Source organism: Pseudomonas sp. B37(2017) (genome assembly GCF_002112885.1).
Lineage (GTDB): Bacteria > Pseudomonadota > Gammaproteobacteria > Pseudomonadales > Pseudomonadaceae > Aquipseudomonas > Aquipseudomonas paraglycinae.
In genome coordinates, this window is the sequence record NZ_NEIX01000003.1 from 35,341 (window position 1) to 61,257 (window position 25,917).

The window sequence follows — 25,917 nt, forward strand, 5'->3', positions numbered from 1 at the left end:
GCCTTGCAGGGACTGTTGAATCTGTTCGGTGGTCAGCTCTTGGGACATAAGTACACACTCTGGGACAGGCCGCGATTCTAACCTCTAAAAACCGACGGACGACACACCAGTGGGCAATTCGCAGGAACTTTCACTTTCCACCAGCCTTCGGAATCTGTAGTGCCCGGAGCAGTTCTCCATCTGTCTCGGGCAGTAATTCCAACAGACTCAGGAGCTTAACGATGGCGACTTCTCTCAGCGGCAAGCGCGTCGCTTTTCTGGTAACCGACGGTTTCGAGCAGGTTGAACTGACTGGCCCCAAACAGGCATTGGAGCAGGCCGGAGCGCAAGTTGACATCCTCTCTGCCGAAGCCGGCAGCGTCAAAGGCTGGAATCACGATAAACCTGCGGACGACTTCAAGGTCGACCAGACCTTCCAGGGCGCAAGCATCGATCAATACGATGCCGTAGTGCTGCCTGGTGGTGTGCAGAACTCTGACACCATCCGCATCGATCAGGACGCCCAGCACCTGGTCAAGACCGGTACCTCTGCCGGCAAGCCGATCGCAGTGATCTGCCATGGCAGCTGGCTGCTGATTTCGGCAGGGCTGGTCAATGGCAAAACCATGACCAGCTACAAGACCGTCAAGGACGATCTGGTCAATGCGGGGGCGAACTGGGTTGATCAGGAGGTAGTAAAAGACGGCCACCTGATCAGCAGCCGCCAACCGGATGATATTCCGGCGTTCAGCAATGCGCTGATTGACGCGCTGTCGGCATAGGGCATAAGCGCGTGGATATGGAGCGGGCCTGCTCGTGATGAGGTCAGCCGCGTTTCATCGCGCGCCAAACCCGACATAAGGCGCAACACGGTATACTCCCGCTCTTTTTTCCGGAGCGACGTCATGTCCCTGCCTAGCTTGCGCCTCAAAGCCAACGCCGACCGTCGCCTGCGCGCCGGTCACCTGTGGGTCTACAGCAACGAAATCGACGTGGCCGCGACCCCGTTGCACGGCTTCAAAGCCGGCGACCAGGCGATCCTCGAAGCCGCCGGCGGCAAGCCGCTGGGCATCGTCGCCATGAGCCCGAACAACCTGATCTGCGCACGTCTGCTGTCGCGCGACATCAAGCTGCCGCTGGACAAGTCGCTGCTGGTGCACCGCCTGAACGTGGCCCTGTCGCTGCGCGAGCGTCTGTTCGACAAGCCGTTTTATCGTCTGGTCTACGGCGATTCCGACCTGCTGCCGGGTCTGGTGGTCGACCGTTTCGGCGACATCCTCGTGGTCCAGCTCGCCTCGGCGACCATGGAAGCGCATAAAGATGACGTGATCGCGGCACTGACCCAAGTGCTCAAGCCAAGCGGCATCCTGTTCAAGAACGACTCCGCCGCGCGCGATGCCGAAGGCCTCGAGCGTTACACCGAAACCGTGTTCGGCGTGGTGCCGGAGTGGGTGGCGCTGGAAGAGAACGGCGTGAAATTCGAAGCGCCAGTGGTTCAAGGTCAGAAAACCGGCTGGTTCTACGACCACCGCATGAACCGCGCACGCCTGGCCCCTTACGCCAAAGGCAAGCGCGTGCTGGACCTGTACAGCTACATCGGTGGCTGGGGCGTGCAAGCCGCCGCATTCGGCGCCAGCGAAGTGTTCTGCGTCGACGCATCGGGCTTCGCCCTCGACGGCGTTGAGCGCAACGCCGCACTCAACGGCTTCGCCGACAAGATGACCTGCATCGAAGGCGACGTCTTTGAAGCCCTGAAGGAACTCAAGGCCAGCGAAGAGCGCTTCGATGTGATCGTTGCCGACCCGCCTGCGTTCATCAAGCGCAAGAAAGACCTGAAGAACGGTGAAGGCGCCTACCGTCGCCTGAACGAGCAAGCCATGCGCCTGCTCACCAAGGACGGCATCCTGTTCAGCGCTTCGTGCTCGATGCACCTGCCGGAAGACGACCTGCAGAACATCCTGCTGACCAGCGCCCGTCACCTGGACCGCAACATCCAGCTGCTGGAGCGCGGCGGTCAGGGCCCGGATCACCCGGTACACCCGGCCATCCCGGAAACCCGCTACATCAAAAGCATCACCTGCCGCCTGCTGCCCAACAGCTAACGGGATCGATGCGTATAAAGAAGGGGAGCCCACGGGCTCCCCTTCTTTTTGCCTTGATTTTGCTTTCCTACATTTAGCGTCCTGCCGACGTGCAGGATATTTCCGCGAATACTTTATTTACTGATATCTAACTTACACACTGACTTCCAGCCAAAGATCACTCCGACAAAATTACTGGATTATTCCTACTTAATATTTGCTTGCGATTAACCCATTACAAACTATTATTAAGTCGTCACCACGGAGGTGACACTAACTAACCACGAAGCAACAATGAACAAGGAGTTCAATCATGAAAGCAATTACTCTGGAATCCCGCACCCTCGCAAACCTGGCTTTTCTGGTCGCACCTAAAGCCCGTTAAGTAAGGTCGGCGCTGGGTATAGCCGGCTACCCAGCGCCTCTGACAAAGCACCTATCCAGAGCAGCGTGCCCCAACATGCATATAAACCCTTATTTATTCATACTGCCACGAACGCCCGGCCAGATAGTCTGGAACTACAAAGACCATACTCAACATGAACTTAATCTTGAGTACTCCTCCCGATTGGCGCAACTTATTCACAACCCTGATTCATATGACAATAGCAACATAATAGACACACAGTTATTAAATGCCGGAATACTGACTTCTTCAAAAATCTCAGCGTCTGTCTGGGGCTGGGATGAACTGTCCAGGATCTACCATATCGGGACTCGGGATATTCCTTGCGAACACACTCCCCGAAACATTCAGGAATGGTCCAGGCAATACCTCGAACACTGCAACACAGTGCTTGCTACCCCACCGCCGGCCGACATCCCTGCAGATACCTGTCCGACCCCACTCATCGCCCTGCCCGAACCGCTGGCACTGAAGGACGACAGCCTGTCGAGTTCACTGACCCGGCGAAAGACCTGCCGATCCTTCACCGGCGCCGCCGTGTCGCTGGACGATGTCGGCACCTTGCTCTACCTGTCACTCGGTTACCTGCGAGAACGCGAAGCCGATTGCGACGACAGCATTGCCGACGGACTTGGCGCACGGCGTAGCAGTCCTTCCGGCGGCGGGCTCAATGCCTGCGCCGGGTTCGTGTTTGTACAGAACGTCGACGGACTGGCGCCCGGCGTTTATGCCTACCACCCCGTCGAACACGCCTTGAGCTTCATCAACCCCTTGCCCGACACCGAGCCCGGCAATCTGCTGGGGGGCCAGCATTTCATCAATAACCTGCCATTGGGGCTGTTCATCACCGCCCGCTTCGACCGGCTCTGGTGGAAATACCCGCACTCACGCGCCTATCGAATGGCGTTCGTCGAAGCCGGGCACCTTTCGCAGACATTTCAACTGGTGGCTACAGCGCTGGGCATGAACACCTGGCTCACGGGCGCGTTTTCCGACGATCAGGTCGAAACGTTGCTGAAGCTCGAGAACAGTGCGGAGCAACCCTTGTTCTTTGTCGGTTGCGGGGAAAGCGACGGTCAGGCGATGTGTCAGCAAATGCGTGACCTGCTGCGTGAGGCACAATCATGAACCCCCTCGCCCCGGAACCGGTCTTTCAGTTCACCCTGAGTGACTGGAACAGCCGCGCCTCGGTCCGCACCAGCCCTCACGATTACCGCTTGCCGGACAACGTGCAGGAACAACTGGAGACCCGGCACTGGTTTCCGCCGGCATTCCTGCCCTATCTGGCCCACCCGGCCATTGAAGCAGCGGGCCGTTCGATGCTGCATCGGCTTACGGCCCGGCATCTGGTGCATTTTCTCGACTACACCACGTTGCTCGAACACCGGATCGTCAATCGCGCCGTCGAAACCATCGTCCACGGCGAACTGCCGGTCGCGGTGCCTGCGCCGATGAAAACCGCCGCACTCCAGCTCTACACCGACGAGGGCTATCACGCCCTGTTTTCCAGTCAGGTGGCAGAGCAGATCGCCAGTATCTACGCCATCACCGGGCGCCCCGTGATGCCCAGGCGGATCACCCGGATGAACCTGCTGATTGCGCGCACCGGGCAGGAGCAACGACCGCTGGCGTGCTTTCTTCTGGGCTTCGTTTCGGAAACGATCATTGCCCGTGAACTGCTGGATGTCTGCCGCGACAGCCTGGTGTCCGGCGTCAACGACATGTTGCGCGATCACCTCACCGACGAAGCGCGCCACAGCCGCTATTTCACCGAAGTGTTCCACTACCTCTGGTTGCACCTGAACCCGCGACAGCGAACGTTCACCGCGACGACCCTGCTCGACATTCTGCAAATCTTCTTCGAAGTGGATGAGCACTGGCTGCAGGAAAGCCTCTGTGGCGCGGGCATTGCAAACACGACGGTGATGGACATTCTCGGCACGATGACAACGACCCAGGCCCGTCGACGACAGGCGCGCGCCGGCAGCCTCGCTACATTGAACGCACTGAAAAAAGCCGGATTTTTTGCCGAACCTCAAAACCAGACATTATTTGCCAGGGCAGGACTGATCGATGGATGACGGACAATCTGTGGTGACCCGACGACAGCGGCGCGGGGCTGTCAGTCTTCTGCTGGCAATGGTGTTGCTCGGCGTCTTTCCACTGGATGTCCTGCTGCCTTCGTTCCCGGCACTGGCCGAACACTTTCGCCGCACCCCGGCGGACATCGCCCTGTCGATCAGCCTGTTCGCGGTCGGAATTGCCTTCGCCCAGTTGCTGATCGGCCCTCTGTCGGACGTGATCGGGCGCAAGGGGCTGCTGCTCGCCGGCATGAGCGTTTCAATACTCGGCGCCCTCGGGTGCGTGATGACCTCGGACTATTCGCTGTTTCTGATGTTCCGGGTGGTGCAGGCGCTGGGGTGCGGTTGCTTCGTGCTGTCACAGGCGCTGGTGCAGGATCTTTTTGAAGGCGAGCAACGTGATCGCCTGCGGATCCTGATGGTGACCGCCGGCGGGATTTTCATCTCGGTATCGCCGCTGGCTGGCACCTTTCTTCAGGCGACGCTGGGCTGGCGCGGCAGCTTCTGGGTGTTCATCGCATTATCAGCCGCAGTGCTGCTCAAGGCCTGGCTGTTTCTGGAGAAAACCCGACCGACCGCCAGTGGCACACGTACGAACTTCCTCACGTTCTATCGACGGGTTCTGGGGGATTTCGACTTCGTCGGTTACTGGCTGATTTCAGCGTTTGCCTTCGCCTGCCACTTTTCATTCATCGTGATCTCGCCGCTGATCTTCATGGATCGACTGCAACTGTCCGCTTACGAATTTTCGTTGATCCTGCTGATCTACGGTGCGGCTTACGTGACCGGGGGGATCCTCGCCAGCGTGCTGAGCAGGCGCATCAACAGCGGCCAGCAGATGGTCGTCGGCCTGAGCCTGATCCTGTTCGCCGGCGTGACCATGCTGTACCTGTCGTCGAACTTTGCACTGGCTCCGGCGACCGTGCTGATCCCGATGCTGATCTGCACCGCCGGCACCACCATTGCCCGGCCGGCGGCCACGTCCCGGGCCATGAGCCTGTTTCCGGAAAACGCCGGCACCTCCGCCTCGGCCGGCAGCACGATCATTTTCATCTGCGGCGGCTTGATCAGTGCCTTGATCAGCCTGAGCCCGACCAATCTGCAATCCACGCTGGGCTACAGCTTCGTGATACTCAGCGGAGTGGCATTGGCGTTGAACGCGCGGATCAGCCGGCGCAACGCTCTGGTGGCGCAACCGGACAGCGATTAATCCTGCCGGTCGTCATCCCGCACGCTTCGTCAGCACTGGAACAACGCTTTGCGCCATTCCCTCCTGACGCCAGCGGTGTAGAATCGCGAGATTCATCGCCATTCATCCCCGGCGGGTTTATGAGCTCAGGCTGAGACCAGCGGCGATCCCGCAACGTCATCGGCAACATCAGGACACACGGCCATTTCTGAGTGTTCCAGACGTCAATAGAAGCTCACTCCCTTTTGATACCTGATTAGCCGCCCGGAGTGCTCCATGCCAGATTACCGCTCGAAAACATCCACCCACGGCCGCAACATGGCCGGCGCCCGCGCACTGTGGCGCGCCACCGGGATGAAAGATGACGACTTCAAGAAGCCGATCATCGCCATTGCCAACTCCTTCACCCAGTTCGTACCGGGTCACGTTCACCTGAAGGACCTGGGTCAACTGGTTGCCCGTGAGATCGAACGCGCTGGCGGCGTTGCAAAAGAATTCAACACCATCGCCGTAGACGACGGCATCGCCATGGGCCACGACGGCATGCTCTATTCGCTGCCGAGCCGCGAGATCATCGCCGACTCCGTCGAGTACATGGTCAACGCCCACTGCGCCGACGCCATCGTCTGCATCTCGAACTGCGACAAGATCACCCCGGGCATGCTGATGGCCGCCCTGCGCCTGAACATCCCGGTGATCTTCGTTTCCGGCGGCCCGATGGAAGCCGGCAAGACCAAACTGGCCAGCCACGGTCTCGACCTCGTCGACGCCATGGTCATCGCCGCCGACTCCAGCGCTTCTGACGAGAAGGTTGCCGAGTACGAGCGCAGCGCCTGCCCGACCTGCGGTTCGTGCTCCGGCATGTTCACCGCCAACTCGATGAACTGCCTGACCGAAGCCCTGGGCCTCGCACTGCCGGGCAACGGTTCGACCCTGGCCACCCACAGCGACCGCGAACAGCTGTTCCTGCAGGCCGGCCGCACCATCGTCGAGCTGTGCAAACGCTACTACGGCGAGAACGACGAGTCGGTACTGCCGCGCAACATCGCCAACTTCAAGGCGTTCGAGAACGCGATGATGCTCGACATCGCCATGGGCGGTTCGACCAACACTATCCTGCACTTGCTGGCCGCTGCCCAGGAAGCCGAGATCGACTTCGACCTGCGTGACATCGATCGTCTGTCGCGCAAGGTGCCGCAATTGTGCAAGGTCGCGCCGAACATCCAGAAGTACCACATGGAAGACGTGCACCGCGCCGGCGGCATCTTCAGCATCCTCGGTTCGCTGGCCCGTGGCGGCCTGCTGCACACCGACCTGCCGACCGTGCACAGCCGCAGCATGGAAGAAGCCATCGCCAAGTGGGACATCACCCAGACCGACGATGAAGCCGTGCACCATTTCTTCAAGGCAGGCCCGGCCGGCATTCCGACGCAAACCGCGTTCAGCCAGTCGACCCGCTGGGAAACCCTGGACGACGACCGTGAAAACGGCTGCATCCGCAGCTTCGAACACGCCTATTCGAAAGAAGGCGGCCTGGCCGTGCTGTACGGCAACATCGCCCTGGACGGCTGCGTGGTGAAAACCGCCGGCGTCGACGAGTCGATCCACGTGTTCGAAGGCAACGCGAAGATCTTCGAAAGCCAGGACAGCGCCGTACGCGGCATCCTCGCCGACGAAGTGAAGGAAGGCGATATCGTCATCATTCGCTACGAAGGCCCGAAAGGCGGCCCGGGCATGCAGGAAATGCTCTACCCGACCTCGTACCTGAAATCCAAAGGCCTGGGCAAAGCCTGCGCCCTGCTGACCGATGGCCGTTTCTCCGGCGGTACTTCCGGTCTGTCCATCGGCCACGCTTCGCCAGAGGCTGCGGCCGGCGGCGCGATCGGTCTGGTGCAAGACGGCGACAAGGTGCTGATCGACATTCCGAACCGCTCGATCAACCTGTTGATCAGCGACGAAGAACTGGCGGCACGCCGGGTCGAGCAGGACAAGAAAGGCTGGAAACCGGTCGAACAGCGTCCACGCAAAGTGACCACCGCCCTCAAGGCCTACGCCCTGCTGGCGACCAGCGCCGACAAGGGTGCAGTGCGTAACAAGGCGATGCTCGACGGGCTGTAATGCTTAGCCGTCGCGCATAAAAATGCCCCGCCAAGTGCGGGGCATTTTTTTGCCTTCAGGTTTTGATCGTTCCCACGCTCCCGCGTGGGAATGCCTCAAGGGACGCTCTGCGTCCAGTGACGCGGAGCGTCACGGGCTGCATTCCCACGCGGAGCGTGGGAACGATCATCGCGCTCTGCTCGAGAGCGATCACCGTAGCAATTACTGGATTTCTTCCGGCTTCACGATCACCCAGTTCTTGTCCGCCGTCACCGGCAAACCTTCTTTCGCCTGGGCCGCCGCGTGTTTGGCCATCATGCCCTGGATCTGGGTCATGTATTTGTCCTTGCGGTTGACCCACAGGTGAATGCCGCCCTTGGCCACATCCACATCGTGGAACAGCATGTAGCCGTCGCTGGTCGGCGTGTCGCCACCCACCAGTACCGGTTTTTTCCACTCGTCGATGTAGGTCAGGATCGCCGCGTGCTTGCCGGCCATCCAGGTCGCCGGGGTCCACAGGTACGGGGTCAACTCGAGGCCGAGGTTGGCTTTCTCGTCATACTTGCCGGCGGTGATCTGCTTGCGCGCGGTGGTCAGTTCGCCGGTCTCGCGGTTCTTCAGCAACGTGGTCACGCCGATCACGTTCTGCGGTTTGACGTTGTAGCCGTACTTCGGATCGGCCGCGACCATGCGCACCAGTTCTTCGGAGGCGGCGGTCATCACGTAGACTTCGATGCCGTTCTCCATCAGTTTGTTGTACAGCTCTTTCTGGCCGGTGAAGATCTTCGGCGGGTTCACATCCAGATTCTTGACCACGTCACCTTCGTAATAAGTCGCCGGCACCGGTTTGCCCGAGGCCATCAGCTCATCGACGTAGCCCTTGAGTTCCTTGAGGGTGAAGCCGGAAAACACCTGCGCCACCCATGGGTAGCAGACCATGTCGTCGACTTCGCAGAGGCGGTAGTAGTAACTGAACAGGCTTTCCTTGTGGTCGGCGGTGTCCTTGAACGGCATCAGTTTCAGGGAGGGGTCGAGCTTGTCGCGGGTGATCAGGCCCTTGTTTTCCATGAACGGCAGCAACGACTCTTCGAGGTCGTAGCGGTAACTGGTGTTGTCCATGTCGAACACCGCGTAGTTACCCTTGTTGGCGTTGGCGGCGATCATCGCGTCCAGTGCCTTGGCCTGATCCGCCGGCCAGTGTTTCAGGTCGGTGGCGAATGCCTGAGTGGCCAGGCCCATCCCCACAGTCAGTGCGACAGCCAGAAATTTCGGTGCAAACTTCATTGGCGCTTCTCCCTGGGTCAAAGAAATCGACGCTAACAAATAAATGTGACAGTCCCCGTCTGTCAGCGACCGTGCACGTCCGTTTCGCGCCAGCTGCATCCCCGAGAGCGACACCCGCTTATTCCAAAAACGACGGACGACCTTTGATTTCGGTATTAAATCATTGGAAATCAAACTGTTAGGCTTGCCGGTTCGCAACAGCCCCGGAAGGTTGTTGGCACAGTCTTTTCTGGAGTCCTCATGAATCTGCCCCTGATTCTCAACTTGCTGGTGTTCCTCGCCCTGCTCTTCGGCTTGGCGCAAACCCGTCACACCTCGTGGAGCCTGGCGAAAAAAGTCCTGCTCGCACTGGTGCTGGGCGTGGCATTCGGCGTCGCGCTGCACACGATTTACGGTGCCGGCAACCCGGTGCTGAAAGCCTCGATCGGCTGGTTCGATCTGGTCGGCAACGGTTACGTGCAACTGCTGCAAATGATCGTGATCCCGCTGGTGTTCGCCTCGATCCTCAGCGCCGTGGCCCGTCTGCACAACGCCTCATCGCTGGGCAAGATCAGCTTCCTGACCATTGGCACGCTGCTGTTCACCACCGCGATTGCGGCGCTGATCGGTATCGGCCTGACCAACCTGTTCGGCCTGACCGCCGAAGGCCTGGTCGCCGGCACACAGGAAATGGCCCGTCTGCAAACCATTCAGACCGACTACGCCGGCAAGGTCGCCGACCTGAATGTGCCGCAACTGCTGCTGTCGTTCATTCCGCAGAACCCGTTCGCCGACCTGGCGCGGGCCAAGCCGACCTCGATCATCAGTGTGGTGATCTTCGCCGCGTTCCTGGGGGTTGCCGCGCTGCAACTGCTCAAGGATGACGTCGAGAAAGGTCAGAAAGTGATCAACGCCATCGACACCCTGCAAGCCTGGGTGATGCGTCTGGTGCGTCTGGTGATGAAGCTGACCCCGTACGGCGTGCTGGCGCTGATGACCAAAGTGGTCGCCGGTTCCAACCTGCAGGACATCATCAAGCTCGGCAGTTTCGTGGTCGTGTCGTACCTCGGTCTGGGCCTGATGTTCGTGGTGCATGGCTTGCTGGTGTCGGCGGCCGGGATCAACCCGCTGCGCTTCTTCCGCAAGATCTGGCCGGTGCTGACCTTCGCGTTCACCAGCCGCTCCAGCGCAGCGAGCATCCCGCTGAGCATCGAAGCGCAGACCCGTCGTCTGGGCATTCCGCAATCGGTGGCAAGCTTCGCCGCTTCGTTCGGCGCGACCATCGGCCAGAACGGTTGCGCCGGTCTGTACCCGGCAATGCTGGCGGTGATGGTTGCACCAACCGTGGGCATCAACCCGCTGGATCCGCTGTGGATCGCGACGCTGGTAGCGATCGTAACCCTGAGTTCGGCCGGTGTGGCGGGCGTGGGTGGCGGTGCGACCTTCGCGGCACTGATCGTGCTGCCGGCCATGGGTTTGCCGGTTTCGCTGGTGGCGTTGCTGATTTCGGTCGAGCCGCTGATCGACATGGGTCGCACGGCGCTGAACGTGAGCGGTTCGATCACCGCTGGCGCGATTACCAGCCAGGCGATGCAGCAGACCGACAAGGCACTGCTGGATGCCGATGAGCATGCGGAGCTTGCTCAGGCGTAAGTCTTGATACTGATCGTTCCCACGCTCCTGCGTGGGAACGCCTCTAGGGACGCTCCGCGTCCAGTGACGCAGAGCGTCACGGGCTGCATTCCCACGCGGACGGTTCGACGCCTCGACGTGGGAACGATCAATCGAGCTAAACCCGCTCCCAGACTTCGAAGTTGTAAGCCGGTTTGTCGCCCTCAGCCGGATTCGGCACGTTCGACACCAGTTTCCACTGGTTCAGATCGAACTCCGGAAACCACGCATCGCCTTCCGGGCTCAGCGCCACGCGAGTCAGATACAAACGGTCCGCCTGCGCCAGCCCCTGCGCATACAACTGCGCCCCGCCAATCAGCATCAACTCGTCGACGCCCTGCTCTTTCGCCCACGCTTCGGCGCGAACCACGGCGGCGTCCAGCGACGGATAGACTTCCGCGCCTTCCAGCACCAGACCGGCCTGACGGCTGACCACGATATTCAGACGGCCCGGCAACGGACGTCCCAGCGAATCCCAGGTCTTGCGACCCATGATGATCGGCTTGCCGAGTGTCGTGGCCTTGAAGTATTTGAAGTCCCCCGGCAGGTGCCAGGGCATGCTGTTGTCGACGCCGATCACACGGTTTTCACCGAGGGCTGCGATCAGGCTGAGGGGGAGTGATTTAGTCATGCGGGCGAGGATACCAGAGCCGCCCTTACCCCGATAAGCGCCACAGCGGTTATGCTCACGGCTCAATCAAGCAACGGGATGCCGCGTGACTGAACTGACTTCACTGCAAAACCTCTGGCTCACCGAAACCGTGCGCCTGCGCGAAGAGCACGCAGGCCCGCTGGACGATCTGGAAGCCAATCGCCTGGCCCGCGCGGCCGGCGGCGATCTGCCGGGACGCATTCAACGCCGCGCCCTGTGGCTGGCCGAGCGCGACGGCCTGACCTCGGCGCTCAAGCACTGGCTGCAAGGCGCACGTCTGGCGCTGGTGCTGCTGGCGATCTTCGCGGTACTGAGCGGCGCCGGCCTGGCCTTCGCTGCACTGGGACAGACGCCGGTCAATGTGTTCTGGGCGCTGGGCAGTCTGCTCGGGCTGAACCTGATTCTGCTGTTGAGCTGGGCGCTGGGGCTGATCTTCGCTGGCGAACACGGCGCCACCCTCGGCCGCTTGTGGCTATGGCTCAGTGAAAAACTCGCCCGCGATGCCAAAGCTGCACAACTGGCGCCGGCCCTGCTGTTGATGCTGCAACGCAAAAAGCTCAATCGCTGGGCGCTCGGCACGCTGGTCAATGGCTTGTGGTTGCTGGCGATGTTCAGCGCGCTGGTTTTGCTGCTAACCCTGATGGCGACCCGGCGCTACGGCTTCGTCTGGGAAACCACGATTCTCAGCGCCGACACGTTCATCACCATGACCCAGGCCCTCGGCGCATTGCCGGCGCTACTGGGCTTCAACGTGCCGACCGTGGACATGATCCGCGCCAGCGGCGACACCGCGCTGAACATCGAAAGCGCCCGTCAGGCGTGGGCAACCTGGCTGGTCGGCGTGCTGGTGGTGTACGGCGTGTTGCCGCGCCTGCTGTTGGCGCTGTTCTGCTTCTGGCGCTGGAACAGCGGCAAAGCTGCGCTGCATCTTGACCTGAACCTGCCCGGCTACGCACAACTGCGCGAACGCCTGATGCCGACCAGCGAACGCCTCGGCATCACCGATCCAGAACCTGCGCAATTGCACCGCGTCGAAAGCACCGTCGGCGAACACGCCAGCGATGGCGCGTTGCTCGTGGCAATCGAACTCGACGATCAACACTCATGGCCGCCGACACTGCCGAAAAACGTCAGCAACGCCGGCATCCTCGATAGTCGCGAATCGCGCAACAAACTGCTCGAACAACTCAGCCGCTTCCCGCCGGCGCGCCTCGCGATTGCCTGCGACCCACGGCGTTCACCGGATCGCGGCAGCCTGGCGCTGATCGCCGAGCTGGCGCGCAACGCCGCCGCGACCCGCGTCTGGCTGTTGCAGGCGCCGCAAGGACAGGCGCTGGACGCCGAACGCCTCGGTGACTGGCATGTGGCGCTGCAACAGCTTGAGCTGCCGTTTGCCGATTGCGCCCCGTTGAGCTGGCTGGAGCACGGACATGACTGATGCCTGGAAAGCGCCGCTGAAACTGGCGGTGGTCGGCCATACCAACGTCGGCAAGACTTCGCTGTTGCGCACCCTGACCCGCGACGTCGGCTTCGGCGAAGTCTCCCATCGCCCGAGCACCACCCGGCATGTCGAAGGCGCGCGGTTGTCGGTGGATGGCGAACCGTTGCTCGACCTCTACGACACGCCGGGTCTGGAAGACGCCATCGCCCTGCTGGATTTTCTGGAACGTCTGGAGCGCCCCGGCGAACGCCTCGACGGCCCGGCACGCCTGGCGCGGTTTCTCGATGGCAGCGAAGCGCGCCAGCGTTTCGAACAGGAAGCCAAAGTGTTGCGGCAGCTGCTCGAGTCCGATGCCGGCCTGTACGTGATCGACGCCCGCGAACCGGTGCTGGCCAAGTACCGCGATGAGCTGGAAGTGCTGGCCAGTTGTGGCAAGCCGTTGCTGCCGGTGCTGAATTTCGTCAGCAGCGCCAACCACCGCGAGCCGGACTGGCGCGAAGCGCTGGCGCGTCTGGGCCTGCATGCGCTGGTGCGTTTCGACAGCGTCGTCCCGCCCGAGGACGGTGAGCGGCGGCTGTATGAAAGCCTCGCACTGTTGCTGGAAAACGCCCGCCCACAACTTGAACGACTGATCGCCGATCAACAGGCCCAACGCCTGGCCCGCGAGCAAAGCGCCGCACGCCTGATCGCCGAATTGCTGATCGACTGCGCCGCCTGCCGGCGCAGTGTGGCGAGCAACGCCGAACAGGAACAACAAGCCATCAGCGAACTGCGCAAAGCCGTGCGCCAGCGCGAACAACGCTGCGTCGAAGCGCTGCTCAAGCTCTACGCCTTCCGCCCGCAGGACGCCGCCGCCAGTGATCTGCCGCTGCTCGACGGGCGCTGGGGCGATGACCTGTTCAACCCGGAAACCCTCAAGCAACTCGGCGTGCGAGTCGGTGGCGGGATTGCCGCCGGTGCCGCAGCCGGTGCGGGTGTGGATCTGCTGGTGGGCGGCATCACCCTCGGCGCCGCCGCTCTGGCTGGGGCCATTGCCGGCGGCGCCCTGCAAACCGCCCGCAGCTATGGCAACCGTCTGCTCGGCAAGATCAAAGGGGAACGAGAGCTGACCGTCGACGACAACGTGTTGCGCCTGTTGGCACTGCGTCAGCGGCAACTGCTGCAAGCGCTGAATGCCCGAGGCCATGCGGCGATGGATGCCGTTCAGGTGGCGACGCCGCAGGACAAGACCTGGCGCGAAGGCAAGCTGCCGGAGGCGCTGAACAAAGCGCGGGCGCATCCGCAATGGTCTTCGCTGAATCCGCATCCGAAGCTGAATCAGGCGGAGCGGCAGGAGCAGATTGAGTTGTTGGTAGGGAAGGTGCTTGAGCTTTAGATCCGCGCCCTCACCCGGTCGACAACAAAAACTCAGCCTTGCGCTTGAGGACGGCAAGATCCATCACAGGCACCGCCATTTCCTTCGCCAGCTCATCCCACTGGCGCATTCGCAGGCTGACGGCGCACAACGGATCCTGCTCGAACGCATCCGCTTCAGCCTCCGTCATCACCCCGCCCTGATATTCCAGGGTGCGGCGGCTGGCTTCGCTCAAGCGGTCGTAATAGCCCGATTCCCTGAGCGTCAGATAACGCTTGGCCTGGACGTGATATTCCACCAGCCGCGCCAGGCGTTCGCTGAAGCCGGCCTCACGCAGATAATCCGCGCCGAGGCGTTCGTGGCTGACCACGCCGTAACCGCCCATGTTTTCCGCGCCTTCGGCACACAAGTGGCCGATGTCGTGGAAGAACGCGGCAAGCACCACTTCGTCGTCGAAGCCTTCGGCGATGGCCAGTTGCGCCGCCTGGGACATGTGTTCGATCTGCGACACCGGTTCGCCGATGTAGTCGCTGGCGCCGAAGCGCTCATAGAGGCCGAACACCCGGTCGATGACTTGTTCGTGACTCAACATCAGTGCTCTCCAAAAAGCTGTGCGACATTGCGTTCGGCCATGGCCGGACCGACGCTCATGCCGACGCCGCTGTGCATCAGCGCCACACTCAGCCCCGGTGCCGGACGCAGAAACGAAAACGGCCCCGGTCCACGGGAACCATAGACACCCTGCCAGCGCTCGACCACCTGCACCTTGCAGCCGAGGGTCTGTTCGGCCAGTTCGAGCATCCAGTTGTCGACCTGTTCTGCGTTGAACGGCGACGGATCGCAGCCGTAATGGTGTGAATCACCGATGATCAGTTCGCCATAAGGTGTCGGGCTGATCAGCAGGTGAATGCCGTTTTCCTGCAAGTGCGGTTGCTCGCGCAGGATCTGCGCCTGCACTGCGGCCGCTTCCGGCAGATCGGCAAAGGCGCCGTAATGCACGCAGCTGAGGCCGGTGAGCAAGGCGTGTTGCAAGTTCAGGTCGATCTGCGGCCTGGCACGGAGCATTTGCAGGCGGCAGATTTGCGGGTCGAGGGCGGCAATCGGCTCGGCCAGCAAAGTCTGATAATCGTGGCCGGAGCAGACGATGATCTGTTCGGCGGTGAAGATCCCGGCAGTGCTGTGCAAGCACCCCGGTTCGACGTCGCGCACCAGCGTCGAGAAGTGAAACTCGACGTCGAGTTCGCGACGCAGGTATTCGATCAGCGCCGGAATCGCTTCCCGCGAATACAGCTGTTGATCGTCCATGCCGTGCAGCGCGGCGCGGTGATGGCTGAACTGACCACCGTACAGATCGCGCAACGCGGCACCGCGCAGCAGTTCGACGCGGTAGCCGTGCTCGACGGCGCGTCCGGCGCAGAAGGCTTCGAGCAGGTGCTCTTCTGCCTCGGTGCGGGCGAACAGGTACGAGCCGTTGCGCTTGAGTTGCAGGCCGGCGAGCTGCGCCCACTGGCCCCAGATTTCGCGGCTGGCCTTGGCCAGTTCGAGCATCGGGCCCGGTGGCTGGCCGGTGACCAGTGCCTGGCCGAAGTTGCGTACTGACGCGCCAAGTGGCGTGGCGGTGCGTTCGAAAACCGTGACCTTGAGACCGCGCCGGGCAGCGGCATAGGCGTGGGACAGGCCGAGGATGCCGGCGCCGACGATCAGCAAGTCTTTGTGTTGTGTCATGTAGCTACCTCAATGATCGTTCCCACGCTCTGCGTGGGAATGAATACCGTGACGCTCTGCGTCACAGAGGACGCGGAGCGTCCTTGGCTGCATTCCCACGCGGAGCGTGGGAACGATCAATGCTCCGTCAGGGAACGATCGGGTAAGAAGATTTACTTGGCAGCGACTTTCTCGGACTTGCCGTCATAGCGCTTGCGCCACTCGGTCAGGATCTCGTCGCGATTCTTCGAGGCCCAGGCGAAGTCGTTCTTGATCAGGCGCTGCTCGTAGTCGGCCGGTAGTTCGGTCTGCGGTTTGGCGATGCCCGGTTGCGCGAGGACGGCGAAGTTTTCCTTGTACAGATCCATCGCCGGGGCGCTGGCGGAGAAGTCGGCCAGTTTCTTCGCGGCCTCTTCGTGCGGCGTGCCTTTGATCACGGCAGTCGCCTCGATCTCCCAGCCCAGGCCTTCCTTCGGCAGGATGATGTCCAGCGGCGCACCTTGGCGCTTCAGCTGAACGGCCGGGTATTCGAAGGAAATGCCGATCGGGAATTCGCCCGCTGCCGCCAGTTTGCAAGGCTTGGAGCCGGAGTGAACGTACTGGCCGATGTTCTGGTGCAGGCCGTCCATGTAGGCCCAGCCCTGTTTCTCGCCGAAGGTTTGCAGCCAGGCGCTGACGTCGAGGAAACCGGTGCCGGACGAGGCCGGGTTCGGCATCACGATCTTGCCTTTGTACTCAGGCTTGGTCAGGTCCTGCCAGCTCACCGGTTTGGTCAGGCCCTGCTTCTCGGCCTCGACGGTGTTGAAGCAAATCGTCGCGGCCCAGACGTCCATGCCGACCCAGGCTGGCGGGTTGGCGGCATCGCGGTAGTTCGCGCCGATCTTGCCCAGATCCTTCGGCGCATAGCTTTGCAGCATGCCTTGCTGATCGAGAATCGCCAGGCTCGACGCCGCCAGGCCCCAGACCGCGTCAGCCTGCGGACGATCCTTTTCGGCCAGCAGTTTGGCGGTGATGATCCCGGTGGAGTCGCGCACCCACTTGATCTCGACGTCCGGGTTGGCCTTTTCGAAGGCCTCTTTGTAGGACTTCAACTGCTCGGCTTCGAGGGCGGTGTACACCGTCAACTCGGTTTTTGCCGCGAAGGCATTCAGGCTGAAAGTAGCGAGCACAGCAGCGGCCAGGGCCATAGGCTTGAACATGATCGTTTTCCTGTCTTGAGTTGAGGTTGGGAAAATCAGTGGCCGGGCGCCGTTTGCCGCCAGGCCTGGGAACGGCGCAGCAAGCCGCGCGAAGCCCACGCCAGCAGCAAGGACACGCCCGCCGAGGTGAACAGAATCAGCGTCGACATCGCCGCCGCGCCGCCGACGTTGCCGGCGTCATCCATGTTCAGCACCGCCACCGCCGCGAGGATGGTGTCGGGGCTGTAGAGGAAGATCGCGGCGGACACGGTGGTCATGGCCGAGACAAACAGGTAGCGCACGATGTCCAGCAGCGCCGGCAGGCAGATCGGCACGGTGACCCGCAGGTAATGCCGGTACAGCGGCGCCTTGAGCGACAGCGCGGCAGCTTCGAACTCGGCATCGAGCTGACGCAGCGCGGTGGTGGCGGTCATTTGCGCAGTGGTCAAATAGTGAGCAATGGTGCAGACGATCAGCAGGGTCATGGTCCCGTACAGCACGTGCAGCGGGTTGCCGGTGAGGTTGAAGAAGAAGACGTAACCCAGACCGAGCACCAGCCCCGGCACCGCCATCGGTACGAAACTGAGCATGCGCAGTGTCAGATTCAGCCCGCGCTGGTTGCGGGTCTTTTCCATCAGGTAGGCGCCGGTAAAGATCAACACGCTGCCGATCAACGCCGTGCCCAGCGCCATCTTCAAACTGTTGCCGTAGGCCAGCCAACCACCACCGGCAGTCTCGTTGAACTGATAGTGGTTGAGCGACAGCGACAGGTTGTACGGCCAGAACTTCACCAGCGACGAGAACACCGCCATGCCGAACACCAGCAGCAACGCGGCGCTGATCAGCAGCACAACACTGAGATAAAAAGCATCGCGCTTCTTCGACGGTGCCGGTTTGAACACCTGGGCGCGGCCGCTCATGGAGTCGCCGTGACGGCGGCGCAGCCAGGCATCGACGCCGAAGCTGAACAGTGCCGGCAGCAACAGAACCATGCCGATCAATGCGCCGCGACCGAATTGCTGCTGGCCGACCACGGCTTTGTAGGCTTCCAGCGCCAGCACCTGATAGTCGCCACCGACCACCACCGGCACACCGAAATCGGTGATCGTCAGGGTGAACACCAGACAGAACGCGGCGAACACGGCCTGACGGGTCGCCGGCCAGGTGATGCTGCGGAAGGCTTTCGCCGGACTGGCGCCCATGCTCGACGCAGCGTCGAACAATCGCGCATCCGCCAGCGACAGGGCTGACAGCAAAATCATCAAGGCGTGTGGGAAGGTGTAGATCACCTCACCCAGAACAATCCCCCAGAAACCGTAGATGTTGTCCGACAGCAGCCCGCGCAACATGCCCTGATTGCCGAACAGATAAACCAGCGCGATCCCCGGCAACATCGACGGCGCCATCAGCGGCAGCAGTGAAATCCCCCGCCAGATGCCTTTTGCCGGAATCAACGTGCGCTGCAAGGCGTAGGCAAACAGGTAGGCCAGCGGTACGACGATCGTCGCGACGCTGAGGGAAACCTTCAGGCTGTTGCCGAGCAACCAGTGGAAATTGTCGCTGCTCACCAGCTCCTTGGCGGCGAGCCAGCCACCACCCTGCCCGGCTTCGCTGCTGAAGCCGCGCCAGAAGATCGCCAGCAATGGCAACAGCACGGCCACACCGAGCAGCACCAGCAGCAGGAGTTTGCCGCCGAGGACGAAGATCCGGTCGCCGACCTCGGCCCCGGACACCTGCCGCGCCTGCTTTTGCGGTAGCGGCAGTGCGAGGTTGCTGTTCATCAGGCAAACACCTGCAGGCTGCGTGGCGGCAAGGCGACCATGATCTGCTGGGCGCCGAGGCGTGGCATGGCTTCCGGCGCCAGTTCAGCGAGCAAGGCGTGACCGGGCAATTGATCGAGTTCGAAGCTCATGCGGCAGCGGTTACCGAGGAAAGTGATCTCGCGGACCTTAGCCGGGAACAGGTTTTCTTCGTGCACCAACGGATTGACGTTGATCGCTTCCGGGCGGCAGAACAGCCGGCCCGACGGACTATGGACGCTGCCATCGGCAAGGCGCAGGTTCATCCCGCCGACCTTGGCGTGGCTGTCGCTGCTGCGCTGGAACGGCAGCCAGTTGCCCTGGCCGACAAACTCGGCCACGAACGGCGTGGCCGGGCGGTTGTAGATTTCCTGCGGGGTGGCGTACTGCTCGACCTTGCCGTTGTTCATCACGGCGATGCGGTCGGCCATCAGCATGGCTTCGTCCTGATTGTGAGTGACCATCAGAGTGGTGATGCCGAGGTTGCGTTGCAGTTGGCGCAGCTCGGTGCACAGATGCTCGCGGACGCGGGCATCGAGGGCCGACATCGGTTCGTCGAGCAACAGCAGCGACGGTGCGGGGGCCAGGGCGCGGGCCAGTGCCACCCGTTGCTGCTGGCCGCCGGACAACTGGCCCGGGTACTTTTTCTCACTGCCGCTGAGGCCGACCAGTTCCAGCATCTGACCGACGCGACGGCGCACTTCATCGCGACCGCTACTGGCGAGGCCGTAGGCAATGTTCGCTTCGACGGTCAGATTGGGAAACAGCGCGTAGGACTGAAACAGAATGCCGTAGTCCCGGGCCTGCGGGACGAGGTGGGAAACGTCGCGCTCGCCGAGGTACAACTCGCCGCTGTCCTGCTTTTCCAGACCGGCGATGCAACGCAGCAATGTGGTCTTGCCACAGCCCGACGGGCCGAGCAGGCAAACGAGCTCACCAGCCGCGACATCAAGGGAGACGTTATCCAGCGCAGTGAAGGCGCCGAAGCGCTTCTGCACGCCGCGCACTTTCATCGGTGCGCCGGGGTTGGTCAGGGCAGTTGCGATTGCAGGGTTCATGGACAGGCCTCATCAAGCAGATGAGACGAATCCTAGAGTTGTAATGCGTCGGTCATATGGCAACAAGGCAAAATCGACCGATAGTGGTATTCAGGGATTTGGGTTCCCCGCGGATCGCGGATCGTTCCCACGCTCTGCGTGGGAACGATCATTACGATCAAGCCGGGGACATTTCCTGCGCCAGTCCGAGAAACGCCGCCGGCAAGCGGGCATTCTTGCGTTCCTTGAGGCAGTAGAGATATTCGGGAATCTGCGGCGCATTTTCGAGCGTCAGCACCCGCAACTGCGGATCGTGCGGCACTTCTTGGCGGGCGATGATGCTGATGCCGATGTTGCGCAGCACCGCCTCGCGGATCGATTCGCGGCTGCCGATCTCCAGCAACGGGCCGAAACTGACCCCGGCGCTGGCCAGCAATTCTTCGGTGAGGCGACGGGTGGTCGAGCCGGATTCACGCATCAGCAAGGTATGCCCGGCCAGCGCGCTCAGCGTCACATGGTCGTGCGCCGCCAGTGGATGATTGCGATGCACCGCCAGCACCAGCGGATCGCTGCCCAACACCCGGCGGATCAGCCGGGCATCGTCGAGCAATTGCGACGAGGCCGCGACATCCACCCGGTAATCCTCCAGCGCTTCGAGCACTTGCTGAGAGTTGCCGATTTCCACCGAGACTTCTACCTGCGGCAGGCGCTCGCGGAAGGTCTTCACCAGATCGAGGATGTAATACGGCGCGGTGGCGGCGATGCGCAGCGTGCCCTGGACCTGGCCGCTGTTGCGCAGGAAGAATTCGATATCGGCTTCCTGCTGCAACAAGGCTTTGACCATCGGCAACAGTCGCGCACCTTCGTCGCTGACACTCAGGCGCCGGCCGCCGCGGTAGAACAGCTCCACCGAATACTGGCTTTCCAGATTGCGGATCTGGGTGGTCACGGTCGGTTGGCTGAGGCCGAGCTTTTTCGCCGCCAGCGTGATGCTGCCCAGGCGGGCCACCATGTAAAACGCTTTCAGCTCGGCACTCAGCACAACCGCCCCTCTTCCTCTATTTGCGCAACAGGCGCAAACCGTTGAACACCACCAGCAGGCTCACGCCCATGTCGGCAAACACCGCCATCCACATGGTGGCGAGCCCGGCGAAGGTTACCCCAAGAAAGATCGCTTTGATCACCAGCGCCAGCGCGATGTTCTGTTTCAGAATAGCGGCGGTATGGCGCGACAGGCTGATGAAGGCCGGAATCTTGCGCAGATCGTCGTCCATCAGGGCGACATCGGCGGTTTCAATCGCCGTATCGGTGCCGGCTGCGGCCATGGCGAAACCGATCTCGGCCCGAGCCAGTGCCGGCGCGTCGTTGATGCCGTCGCCGACCATGCCGACCCGACGGCCCTGCGCATACAGGTCTTCGATGGCTTGCAATTTGTCGGTCGGCAGCAGGTCGCCCTTGGCCTGATCGATCCCGACCTGCGCCGCAATCGCCTGCGCGGTGTGGACGTTGTCGCCGGTGAGCATCAGGGCTTTCACGCCCAGTTCGTGCAGTTGGCGGATCGCTTCGCGGCTGGTTTCCTTGACGGTGTCGGCCACGGCGAACAGTGCCAGCGGACCGGAGCGGTCGAGCAGCAACACCACGGACTTGCCCTGTTTCTCCAGCGCGAACAGTTTTTCTTCCAGTTGCGGCGAGCACAGACCCAGTTCTTCAACCAGTCGGTGATTGCCCAAGTGGTAGACCTGACCGTTGACCTCGCCTTTTACCCCACGGCCGGCCAGCGCTTCGAAGTTATCCACAACCAGAGCCGCGACCCCTTTATCCACAGCCGCGTTGGCGATGGCCAGCGACACCGGGTGATCGGAACGCCCGGCCAGCGCGGCAGCAATCGCCGGGGCCGTGGCGTCGGCGGTCGGGTCGAGGGACAGGTAGTCGGTCTGCACCGGTTTGCCGTGGGTGATGGTGCCGGTCTTGTCGAGGGCCAGATAGTCGAGCTTGAAACCGCCCTCCAGGTACACGCCGCCCTTGACCAGAATGCCTTTGCGCGCCGCCGCCGCGAGGCCGCTGACGATGGTCACCGGAGTGGAAATCACCAATGCACACGGGCAAGCGACCACCAGCAGCACCAGCGCGCGATAGATCCAGTCGAACCACGCGGCGCCCATGAACAGCGGCGGGATGATCGCCACGGCCAGGGCCAAGACGAAGACCACCGGGGTGTAGATTTTCGAGAACTGATCGACGAAGCGCTGAGTCGGCGCCCGCGCGCCCTGCGCCTGTTCCACGGCGTGGATGATCCGCGCCAGAGTCGAATTGTTCGCCGCTGCCGTCACTGTGTATTCCAGCGAACCTGCCTGGTTGATGGTGCCCGCAAAGACTTTGTCGCCGGCGGTTTTCTCCACCGGCAGGCTTTCGCCAGTGATCGGCGCCTGATCGATGGTCGAACTGCCGCTGACGACTTCACCGTCCAGCGCGATGCGCTCGCCGGGTTTCACCCGCACGCGGGCGCCGAGATCGATGTTTTTGACGTCCAGTTCGACCCAGTTGCCGTCCGCCTGCAACACGGTCGCCTGCTCCGGCGTCATCTGCATCAAACCGCTGATGGCGTTGCGTGCGCGATCCAGCGAGCGCGCTTCGATCAGCTCGGCCACGGTGAACAGGAACATCACCATCGCCGCTTCCGGCCATTGGCCGATCAACACGGCGCCGGTCACGGCGATGCTCATCAGCGCATTGATGTTGAGGTTGCGGTTCTTCAGGGCGATCCAGCCCTTTTTGTAGGTGGTGAGGCCGCCGCTGAGGATCGAGATCAGCGCGATGATCGCCACCACCCAGGTCGGGGCGGCGCTGGTGAAGTGGATCACTTCGGCAGCGAGCGCACCGACGCCGGATAGCGCGAGGGGCCACCAGTGTTTTTTCACCGGCGCCAGCGCTGGCGCTTCGACGCCCGCCTCCAGCGGTTCGGCCTGCATGCCGAGGGATTTGATCGCGTCGATGATCGGCGCGGTGTCCGGCAGATTGTGGGTCACGCCGAGCACGCGGTTGATCAGGTTGAATTCCAGCTGCTGAATCCCGGCCAGTTTGCCGAGCTTGTTCTGGATCAGCGTCTGCTCCGTCGGGCAGTCCATCGCCTCGATGCGGAAGCTGCTCAGCCGGGCGTCGGCGCTTTTTGCCTCACTCAGTTGCACCAGTGAAGGCGCGGCGGCTTTCGACGAGCAGCAAGAGTCTTCACTCGAACGAACCGGCGCAGGCGCAACGGTTTTCGACCCGCAGCAGGAATCGCCGGCGTGGGCATGTTTATGCACAGGCTGCAGTTTGTGACTGTGATCGTGCCCGTCGCCGGGCTTGTGGGTGTGCAGGGAATCGCTCATTGGTCGCGTCCATGAAGGTGCCTGTTGCCAAGTAAAGACCCTGTAGCCACTATAGGGTCAAGCACCCTTTTGGAGATTGCCGTCATGAAGATCGGAGAACTGGCGAAACAGACCGATTGCGCCGTGGAAACCATCCGCTACTACGAACGTGAAAACCTGCTGCCGGAACCGGCCCGCAGCGACGGCAACTACCGCGTCTACACCCAGGCCCACGCCGAACGCCTGACCTTCATCCGCAACTGCCGCACCCTCGACATGACCCTCGAAGAAATCCGCAGCCTGCTCGCCTTGCGCGACAGCCCGCAGGACCAGTGCGAAAGCGTGAATGCGCTGATCGACGAACACATCCAGCACGTCAAGGCGCGGATTGACGGGTTATTGGCATTGCAGACGCAACTGCTCGACCTGCGCCAGCGCTGTGGCGAGGGGCCGGAGGCGGATCAGTGCGGGATTTTGCAGCGGCTGGAGGTAAGTGGCGGTGTTGTGGCGGCGGAGGTTGAGCATTCGCATGTGGGCAGAAGCCACGGCCACTAACAACTGTCGCTCGTTCCCACGCTCTGCGTGGGAATGAATCCCGTGACGCTCTGCGTCACTTTGGACGCAGAGCGTCCATGGCAGCATTCCCACGCAGAGCGTGGGAACGATCTGACCACCAGAAACAACTGAGGGAGCCACTTGGCTCCCTCAGTTGTTTGTCACTCGTGCTTCAGACCGCCATCGGCGCAGTCATCGGCGCATGGTGCTCGTAGCCTTCCAGCGAGAAGTCGCTCGGCTCCACCAGCTCCAGCCATTCCGGCTGGTACACACCGGTCTTGGCAAACTCCGGCACGCGGTCCGAAATCTTCAGCTTCGGCATGGCGAATGGCTCGCGCTTGAGCTGTTCGTTGAGCATTTCCAGGTGGTTTTCGTAGACGTGGGCGTCACCGATGAAATAGGTGAACCAGCGCGGCGTGTAGCCGGTCAGGCGACCGATCAGGCTCAGCAGCGCGGCGCCTTCGGTGAGGTTGAACGGCGTGCCCAGGCCCAGGTCGTTGGAGCGGATGTAGAGGGTCAGAGAGATCTCTTTGGTCTCGACATTCGGGTGGAACTGGTACAGCAGATGGCACGGCGGCAAGGCCATTTCATCGAGCTGGGCGCAGTTCCAGCCGTGGAACAGGATGCGGCGGCTGCCCGGGTCCTTGATGATCGTGTCGACGCACTGGCGCACCTGATCGATGGCTTTGTACAGCACCACGTAGGCCTGGCCGTCTTCTTCGCCTTGGGCAATCTGCTTATAGCCGTTGCTCAGGGTTTGTTCGATGGCGGCGGTGTTGCTCAACGGGATCTGCTTGTACGCCGGCCATTTGCGCCATTGCACGCCGTAGATTTCGCCGAGGTCGTCTTCGCCCTGGCGGAACGGGTTGGCCAGCCACTGGGCGTTTTCGTTGGCGTTCTGATCCCAGACCTTGCAGCCCAGCGCACGGAATTCGGCGGCGTTGTTCACGCCACGCAGAAAGCCGCACATCTCGCCGATGGCCGATTTGAAGGCCATCTTGCGGGTGGTGATCGCCGGGAAACCTTCCTGCAGATCGAAGCGCAGCATGGCGCCCGGAAAGCTGATGGTGTTCACGCCGGTACGGTTGGCCTGTTTGGTGCCGTTGTTGATGACGTGCGACACCAGATCGAGATATTGCTTCATGAGTTACCTGTGTCCTTGAGCCCCGGCAAACGGCGCCGGGGTTCGAATATTTAAGCTGTCGGTGCAACCGGCGCCGCCGGGGCGCGGTGGTAGGCCAGCCAGATCAGGAACAGCCCGCCGATGATCATCGGTACGCAGAGTACCTGACCCATGGTCAGCCAGTTCCAGGCCAGATAGCCCAGTTGCGCGTCCGGCACGCGGACGAATTCGACGATGAAACGGAAGATGCCATAGAACAGCGCGAACATGCCGGAGACCGCCATGGTCGGCCGAGGCTTGCGCGAAAAAATCCACAAAATCAGGAACAGAGCGACGCCCTCAAGCGCGAACTGATACAGCTGCGACGGATGACGCGGGAGTTGCGCCGGGTCGCTGAACGGCGGGAACACCATCGCCCACGGGACGTCGGTGGCTTTGCCCCACAGCTCGGCGTTGATGAAGTTGCCGATGCGCCCGGCGCCCAGACCGATCGGCACCATCGGCGCCACGAAGTCCATCAGCTGGAAGAACGACTTGCCGTTACGCTTGCCGAACCACAGCGCGGCCAGCATCACGCCGATGAAACCGCCGTGGAACGACATGCCGCCCTTCCACACTTCGAAAATCAGCGTCGGGTTGGCGATGTAGGCGCTCAGGTCGTAGAACAGCACATAGCCCAGACGCCCGCCGACGATCACCCCCATCGACAGCCAGAACACCAGATCGGAGAGCTTCTCCTTGGTCCAGGTCGGGTCGAAACGGTTGAGCCGGCGCGATGCCAGCAGCCACGCGCCGCCGATGCCGACCAGGTACATCAGGCCGTACCAGTGGATTTTCAGCGGACCGATGGCCAGGGCCACCGGATCGATCTGCGGGTAAGGCAGCATTGCGACTCCTCGTTAGCATTCAAATCTTCAAAAATTCCCGGGCGACGCTGTCACCTCAGGATTAAGCCAGGAT

21 protein-coding genes are annotated in these 25,917 nt (G+C 61.9%); 10 read left to right on the forward strand and 11 right to left on the reverse strand.

The window, feature by feature from the left end:
• The first annotated feature begins 221 nt into the window (after positions 1–221).
• From CAF90_RS09410 to ilvD, 6 genes are all read left to right on the forward strand, one after another.
• Positions 222–761 carry a type 1 glutamine amidotransferase domain-containing protein gene (locus CAF90_RS09410; RefSeq protein ID WP_011336400.1) on the forward strand — a complete coding sequence of 180 codons (540 nt, stop codon included), beginning with the start codon at positions 222–224 and terminating at the stop codon, positions 759–761.
• Positions 762–884: 123 nt separating this feature from the next.
• Positions 885–2,081, forward strand: coding sequence for a class I SAM-dependent rRNA methyltransferase (locus tag CAF90_RS09415; protein WP_085605910.1), 1,197 nt, complete (start codon positions 885–887; stop codon positions 2,079–2,081).
• A gap of 439 nt (positions 2,082–2,520) precedes the next feature.
• A complete protein-coding gene (locus CAF90_RS09420; RefSeq protein WP_085605912.1) occupies positions 2,521–3,594 on the forward strand; it encodes a SagB family peptide dehydrogenase in 1,074 nt (357 codons plus the stop codon).
• Positions 3,591–4,547 (forward strand): diiron oxygenase, encoded by a 957-nt coding sequence (locus CAF90_RS09425; protein ID WP_085605914.1) that lies wholly within the window; start codon positions 3,591–3,593, stop codon positions 4,545–4,547. Before CAF90_RS09420 ends, CAF90_RS09425 begins: the two co-directional genes overlap by 4 nt.
• On the forward strand, positions 4,540–5,757 hold the full coding sequence (locus CAF90_RS09430; RefSeq protein ID WP_085605916.1) for an MFS transporter: 1,218 nt from the start codon (positions 4,540–4,542) through the stop codon (positions 5,755–5,757). The genes CAF90_RS09425 and CAF90_RS09430 overlap by 8 nt, the downstream gene beginning before the upstream one ends.
• A 255-nt stretch (positions 5,758–6,012) precedes the next feature.
• Positions 6,013–7,854, forward strand: coding sequence for a dihydroxy-acid dehydratase (gene ilvD, locus CAF90_RS09435; protein ID WP_011336405.1), 1,842 nt, complete (start codon positions 6,013–6,015; stop codon positions 7,852–7,854).
• A gap of 201 nt (positions 7,855–8,055) precedes the next feature.
• On the opposite strand, the gene CAF90_RS09440 is transcribed toward ilvD, so the two are convergent.
• Entirely contained in the window at positions 8,056–9,117 is a 1,062-nt protein-coding gene (locus CAF90_RS09440) for a phosphorylcholine phosphatase (protein ID WP_085605918.1), read from the reverse strand.
• Between the two features lie 240 nt (positions 9,118–9,357).
• Between CAF90_RS09440 and CAF90_RS09445 the strand changes: the two genes are divergently transcribed.
• Positions 9,358–10,749 (forward strand): L-cystine transporter, encoded by a 1,392-nt coding sequence (locus CAF90_RS09445; RefSeq protein WP_007953434.1) that lies wholly within the window; start codon positions 9,358–9,360, stop codon positions 10,747–10,749.
• 136 nt (positions 10,750–10,885) lie between these two features.
• Here the strand turns inward: CAF90_RS09445 and CAF90_RS09450 are convergent, their stop codons facing one another.
• The gene (locus CAF90_RS09450) at positions 10,886–11,398 is read right to left on the reverse strand and encodes a dihydrofolate reductase (protein ID WP_085605920.1); all 513 of its coding nucleotides are present in this window, start codon (positions 11,396–11,398) and stop codon (positions 10,886–10,888) included.
• Positions 11,399–11,483: 85 nt separating this feature from the next.
• On the opposite strand from CAF90_RS09450, the gene CAF90_RS09455 reads away from it, so the two are divergent.
• Both CAF90_RS09455 and CAF90_RS09460 read left to right on the forward strand, forming a co-directional pair.
• Positions 11,484–12,857, forward strand: coding sequence for a DUF2868 domain-containing protein (locus tag CAF90_RS09455; protein WP_085605922.1), 1,374 nt, complete (start codon positions 11,484–11,486; stop codon positions 12,855–12,857).
• Positions 12,850–14,235 (forward strand): GTPase/DUF3482 domain-containing protein, encoded by a 1,386-nt coding sequence (locus tag CAF90_RS09460; RefSeq protein WP_085605924.1) that lies wholly within the window; start codon positions 12,850–12,852, stop codon positions 14,233–14,235. The genes CAF90_RS09455 and CAF90_RS09460 overlap by 8 nt, the downstream gene beginning before the upstream one ends.
• Positions 14,236–14,245: 10 nt before the next feature.
• Here CAF90_RS09460 and CAF90_RS09465 read toward each other — a convergent pair whose 3' ends face one another.
• From CAF90_RS09465 to CAF90_RS09495, 7 genes are all read right to left on the reverse strand, one after another.
• Positions 14,246–14,806, reverse strand: a complete 561-nt coding sequence (locus tag CAF90_RS09465) for a phosphonate degradation HD-domain oxygenase (RefSeq protein ID WP_085605926.1) — start codon at positions 14,804–14,806, stop codon at positions 14,246–14,248.
• On the reverse strand, positions 14,806–15,939 hold the full coding sequence (locus CAF90_RS09470; RefSeq protein WP_085605928.1) for a TIGR03364 family FAD-dependent oxidoreductase: 1,134 nt from the start codon (positions 15,937–15,939) through the stop codon (positions 14,806–14,808). Before CAF90_RS09470 ends, CAF90_RS09465 begins: the two co-directional genes overlap by 1 nt.
• 152 nt (positions 15,940–16,091) lie before the next feature.
• Positions 16,092–17,117, reverse strand: coding sequence for a putative 2-aminoethylphosphonate ABC transporter substrate-binding protein (locus CAF90_RS09475; RefSeq protein ID WP_064600170.1), 1,026 nt, complete (start codon positions 17,115–17,117; stop codon positions 16,092–16,094).
• A 35-nt stretch (positions 17,118–17,152) separates the two neighbouring features.
• On the reverse strand, positions 17,153–18,877 hold the full coding sequence (locus tag CAF90_RS09480; RefSeq protein WP_085605930.1) for a putative 2-aminoethylphosphonate ABC transporter permease subunit: 1,725 nt from the start codon (positions 18,875–18,877) through the stop codon (positions 17,153–17,155).
• The gene (locus tag CAF90_RS09485) at positions 18,877–19,953 is read right to left on the reverse strand and encodes a putative 2-aminoethylphosphonate ABC transporter ATP-binding protein (RefSeq protein WP_085605932.1); all 1,077 of its coding nucleotides are present in this window, start codon (positions 19,951–19,953) and stop codon (positions 18,877–18,879) included. The genes CAF90_RS09480 and CAF90_RS09485 overlap by 1 nt, the downstream gene beginning before the upstream one ends.
• A gap of 157 nt (positions 19,954–20,110) precedes the next feature.
• A complete protein-coding gene (locus CAF90_RS09490) occupies positions 20,111–20,974 on the reverse strand; it encodes a LysR family transcriptional regulator (RefSeq protein ID WP_007953452.1) in 864 nt (287 codons plus the stop codon).
• Between the two features lie 16 nt (positions 20,975–20,990).
• Positions 20,991–23,300, reverse strand: a complete 2,310-nt coding sequence (locus CAF90_RS09495; RefSeq protein WP_085605934.1) for a heavy metal translocating P-type ATPase — start codon at positions 23,298–23,300, stop codon at positions 20,991–20,993.
• Between the two features lie 84 nt (positions 23,301–23,384).
• Between CAF90_RS09495 and cadR the strand changes: the two genes are divergently transcribed.
• Complete coding sequence (gene cadR / locus CAF90_RS09500; protein ID WP_007953454.1) at positions 23,385–23,834, forward strand: Cd(II)/Pb(II)-responsive transcriptional regulator; 450 nt, start codon at positions 23,385–23,387, stop codon at positions 23,832–23,834.
• 172 nt (positions 23,835–24,006) lie between these two features.
• On the opposite strand, the gene CAF90_RS09505 is transcribed toward cadR, so the two are convergent.
• Both CAF90_RS09505 and lgt read right to left on the reverse strand, forming a co-directional pair.
• Positions 24,007–24,978, reverse strand: coding sequence for a thymidylate synthase (locus CAF90_RS09505; protein WP_085605936.1), 972 nt, complete (start codon positions 24,976–24,978; stop codon positions 24,007–24,009).
• A gap of 50 nt (positions 24,979–25,028) precedes the next feature.
• On the reverse strand, positions 25,029–25,844 hold the full coding sequence (gene lgt / locus CAF90_RS09510; RefSeq protein ID WP_085605938.1) for a prolipoprotein diacylglyceryl transferase: 816 nt from the start codon (positions 25,842–25,844) through the stop codon (positions 25,029–25,031).
• Positions 25,845–25,917: the final 73 nt, after the last annotated feature.

What these genes read in the sequence shown, in the direction of transcription:
- CAF90_RS09440 (WP_085605918.1), bottom strand. Translation starts at nt 9,117, where the DNA reads ATGAAGTTTGCACCGAAATTTCTGGCTGTCGCACTGACTGTGGGGATG.
- CAF90_RS09445 (WP_007953434.1), top strand. Translation starts at nt 9,358, where the DNA reads ATGAATCTGCCCCTGATTCTCAACTTGCTGGTGTTCCTCGCCCTGCTC.
- CAF90_RS09420 (WP_085605912.1), top strand. Translation starts at nt 2,521, where the DNA reads ATGCATATAAACCCTTATTTATTCATACTGCCACGAACGCCCGGCCAG.
- CAF90_RS09410 (WP_011336400.1), top strand. Translation starts at nt 222, where the DNA reads ATGGCGACTTCTCTCAGCGGCAAGCGCGTCGCTTTTCTGGTAACCGAC.
- CAF90_RS09460 (WP_085605924.1), top strand. Translation starts at nt 12,850, where the DNA reads ATGACTGATGCCTGGAAAGCGCCGCTGAAACTGGCGGTGGTCGGCCAT.
- CAF90_RS09505 (WP_085605936.1), bottom strand. Translation starts at nt 24,978, where the DNA reads ATGAAGCAATATCTCGATCTGGTGTCGCACGTCATCAACAACGGCACC.
- CAF90_RS09470 (WP_085605928.1), bottom strand. Translation starts at nt 15,939, where the DNA reads ATGACACAACACAAAGACTTGCTGATCGTCGGCGCCGGCATCCTCGGC.
- lgt (WP_085605938.1), bottom strand. Translation starts at nt 25,844, where the DNA reads ATGCTGCCTTACCCGCAGATCGATCCGGTGGCCCTGGCCATCGGTCCG.
- CAF90_RS09480 (WP_085605930.1), bottom strand. Translation starts at nt 18,877, where the DNA reads ATGAACAGCAACCTCGCACTGCCGCTACCGCAAAAGCAGGCGCGGCAG.
- CAF90_RS09475 (WP_064600170.1), bottom strand. Translation starts at nt 17,117, where the DNA reads ATGTTCAAGCCTATGGCCCTGGCCGCTGCTGTGCTCGCTACTTTCAGC.
- CAF90_RS09415 (WP_085605910.1), top strand. Translation starts at nt 885, where the DNA reads ATGTCCCTGCCTAGCTTGCGCCTCAAAGCCAACGCCGACCGTCGCCTG.
- cadR (WP_007953454.1), top strand. Translation starts at nt 23,385, where the DNA reads ATGAAGATCGGAGAACTGGCGAAACAGACCGATTGCGCCGTGGAAACC.
- CAF90_RS09465 (WP_085605926.1), bottom strand. Translation starts at nt 14,806, where the DNA reads ATGTTGAGTCACGAACAAGTCATCGACCGGGTGTTCGGCCTCTATGAG.
- CAF90_RS09450 (WP_085605920.1), bottom strand. Translation starts at nt 11,398, where the DNA reads ATGACTAAATCACTCCCCCTCAGCCTGATCGCAGCCCTCGGTGAAAAC.
- CAF90_RS09495 (WP_085605934.1), bottom strand. Translation starts at nt 23,300, where the DNA reads ATGAGCGATTCCCTGCACACCCACAAGCCCGGCGACGGGCACGATCAC.
- CAF90_RS09430 (WP_085605916.1), top strand. Translation starts at nt 4,540, where the DNA reads ATGGATGACGGACAATCTGTGGTGACCCGACGACAGCGGCGCGGGGCT.
- CAF90_RS09425 (WP_085605914.1), top strand. Translation starts at nt 3,591, where the DNA reads ATGAACCCCCTCGCCCCGGAACCGGTCTTTCAGTTCACCCTGAGTGAC.
- CAF90_RS09485 (WP_085605932.1), bottom strand. Translation starts at nt 19,953, where the DNA reads ATGAACCCTGCAATCGCAACTGCCCTGACCAACCCCGGCGCACCGATG.
- ilvD (WP_011336405.1), top strand. Translation starts at nt 6,013, where the DNA reads ATGCCAGATTACCGCTCGAAAACATCCACCCACGGCCGCAACATGGCC.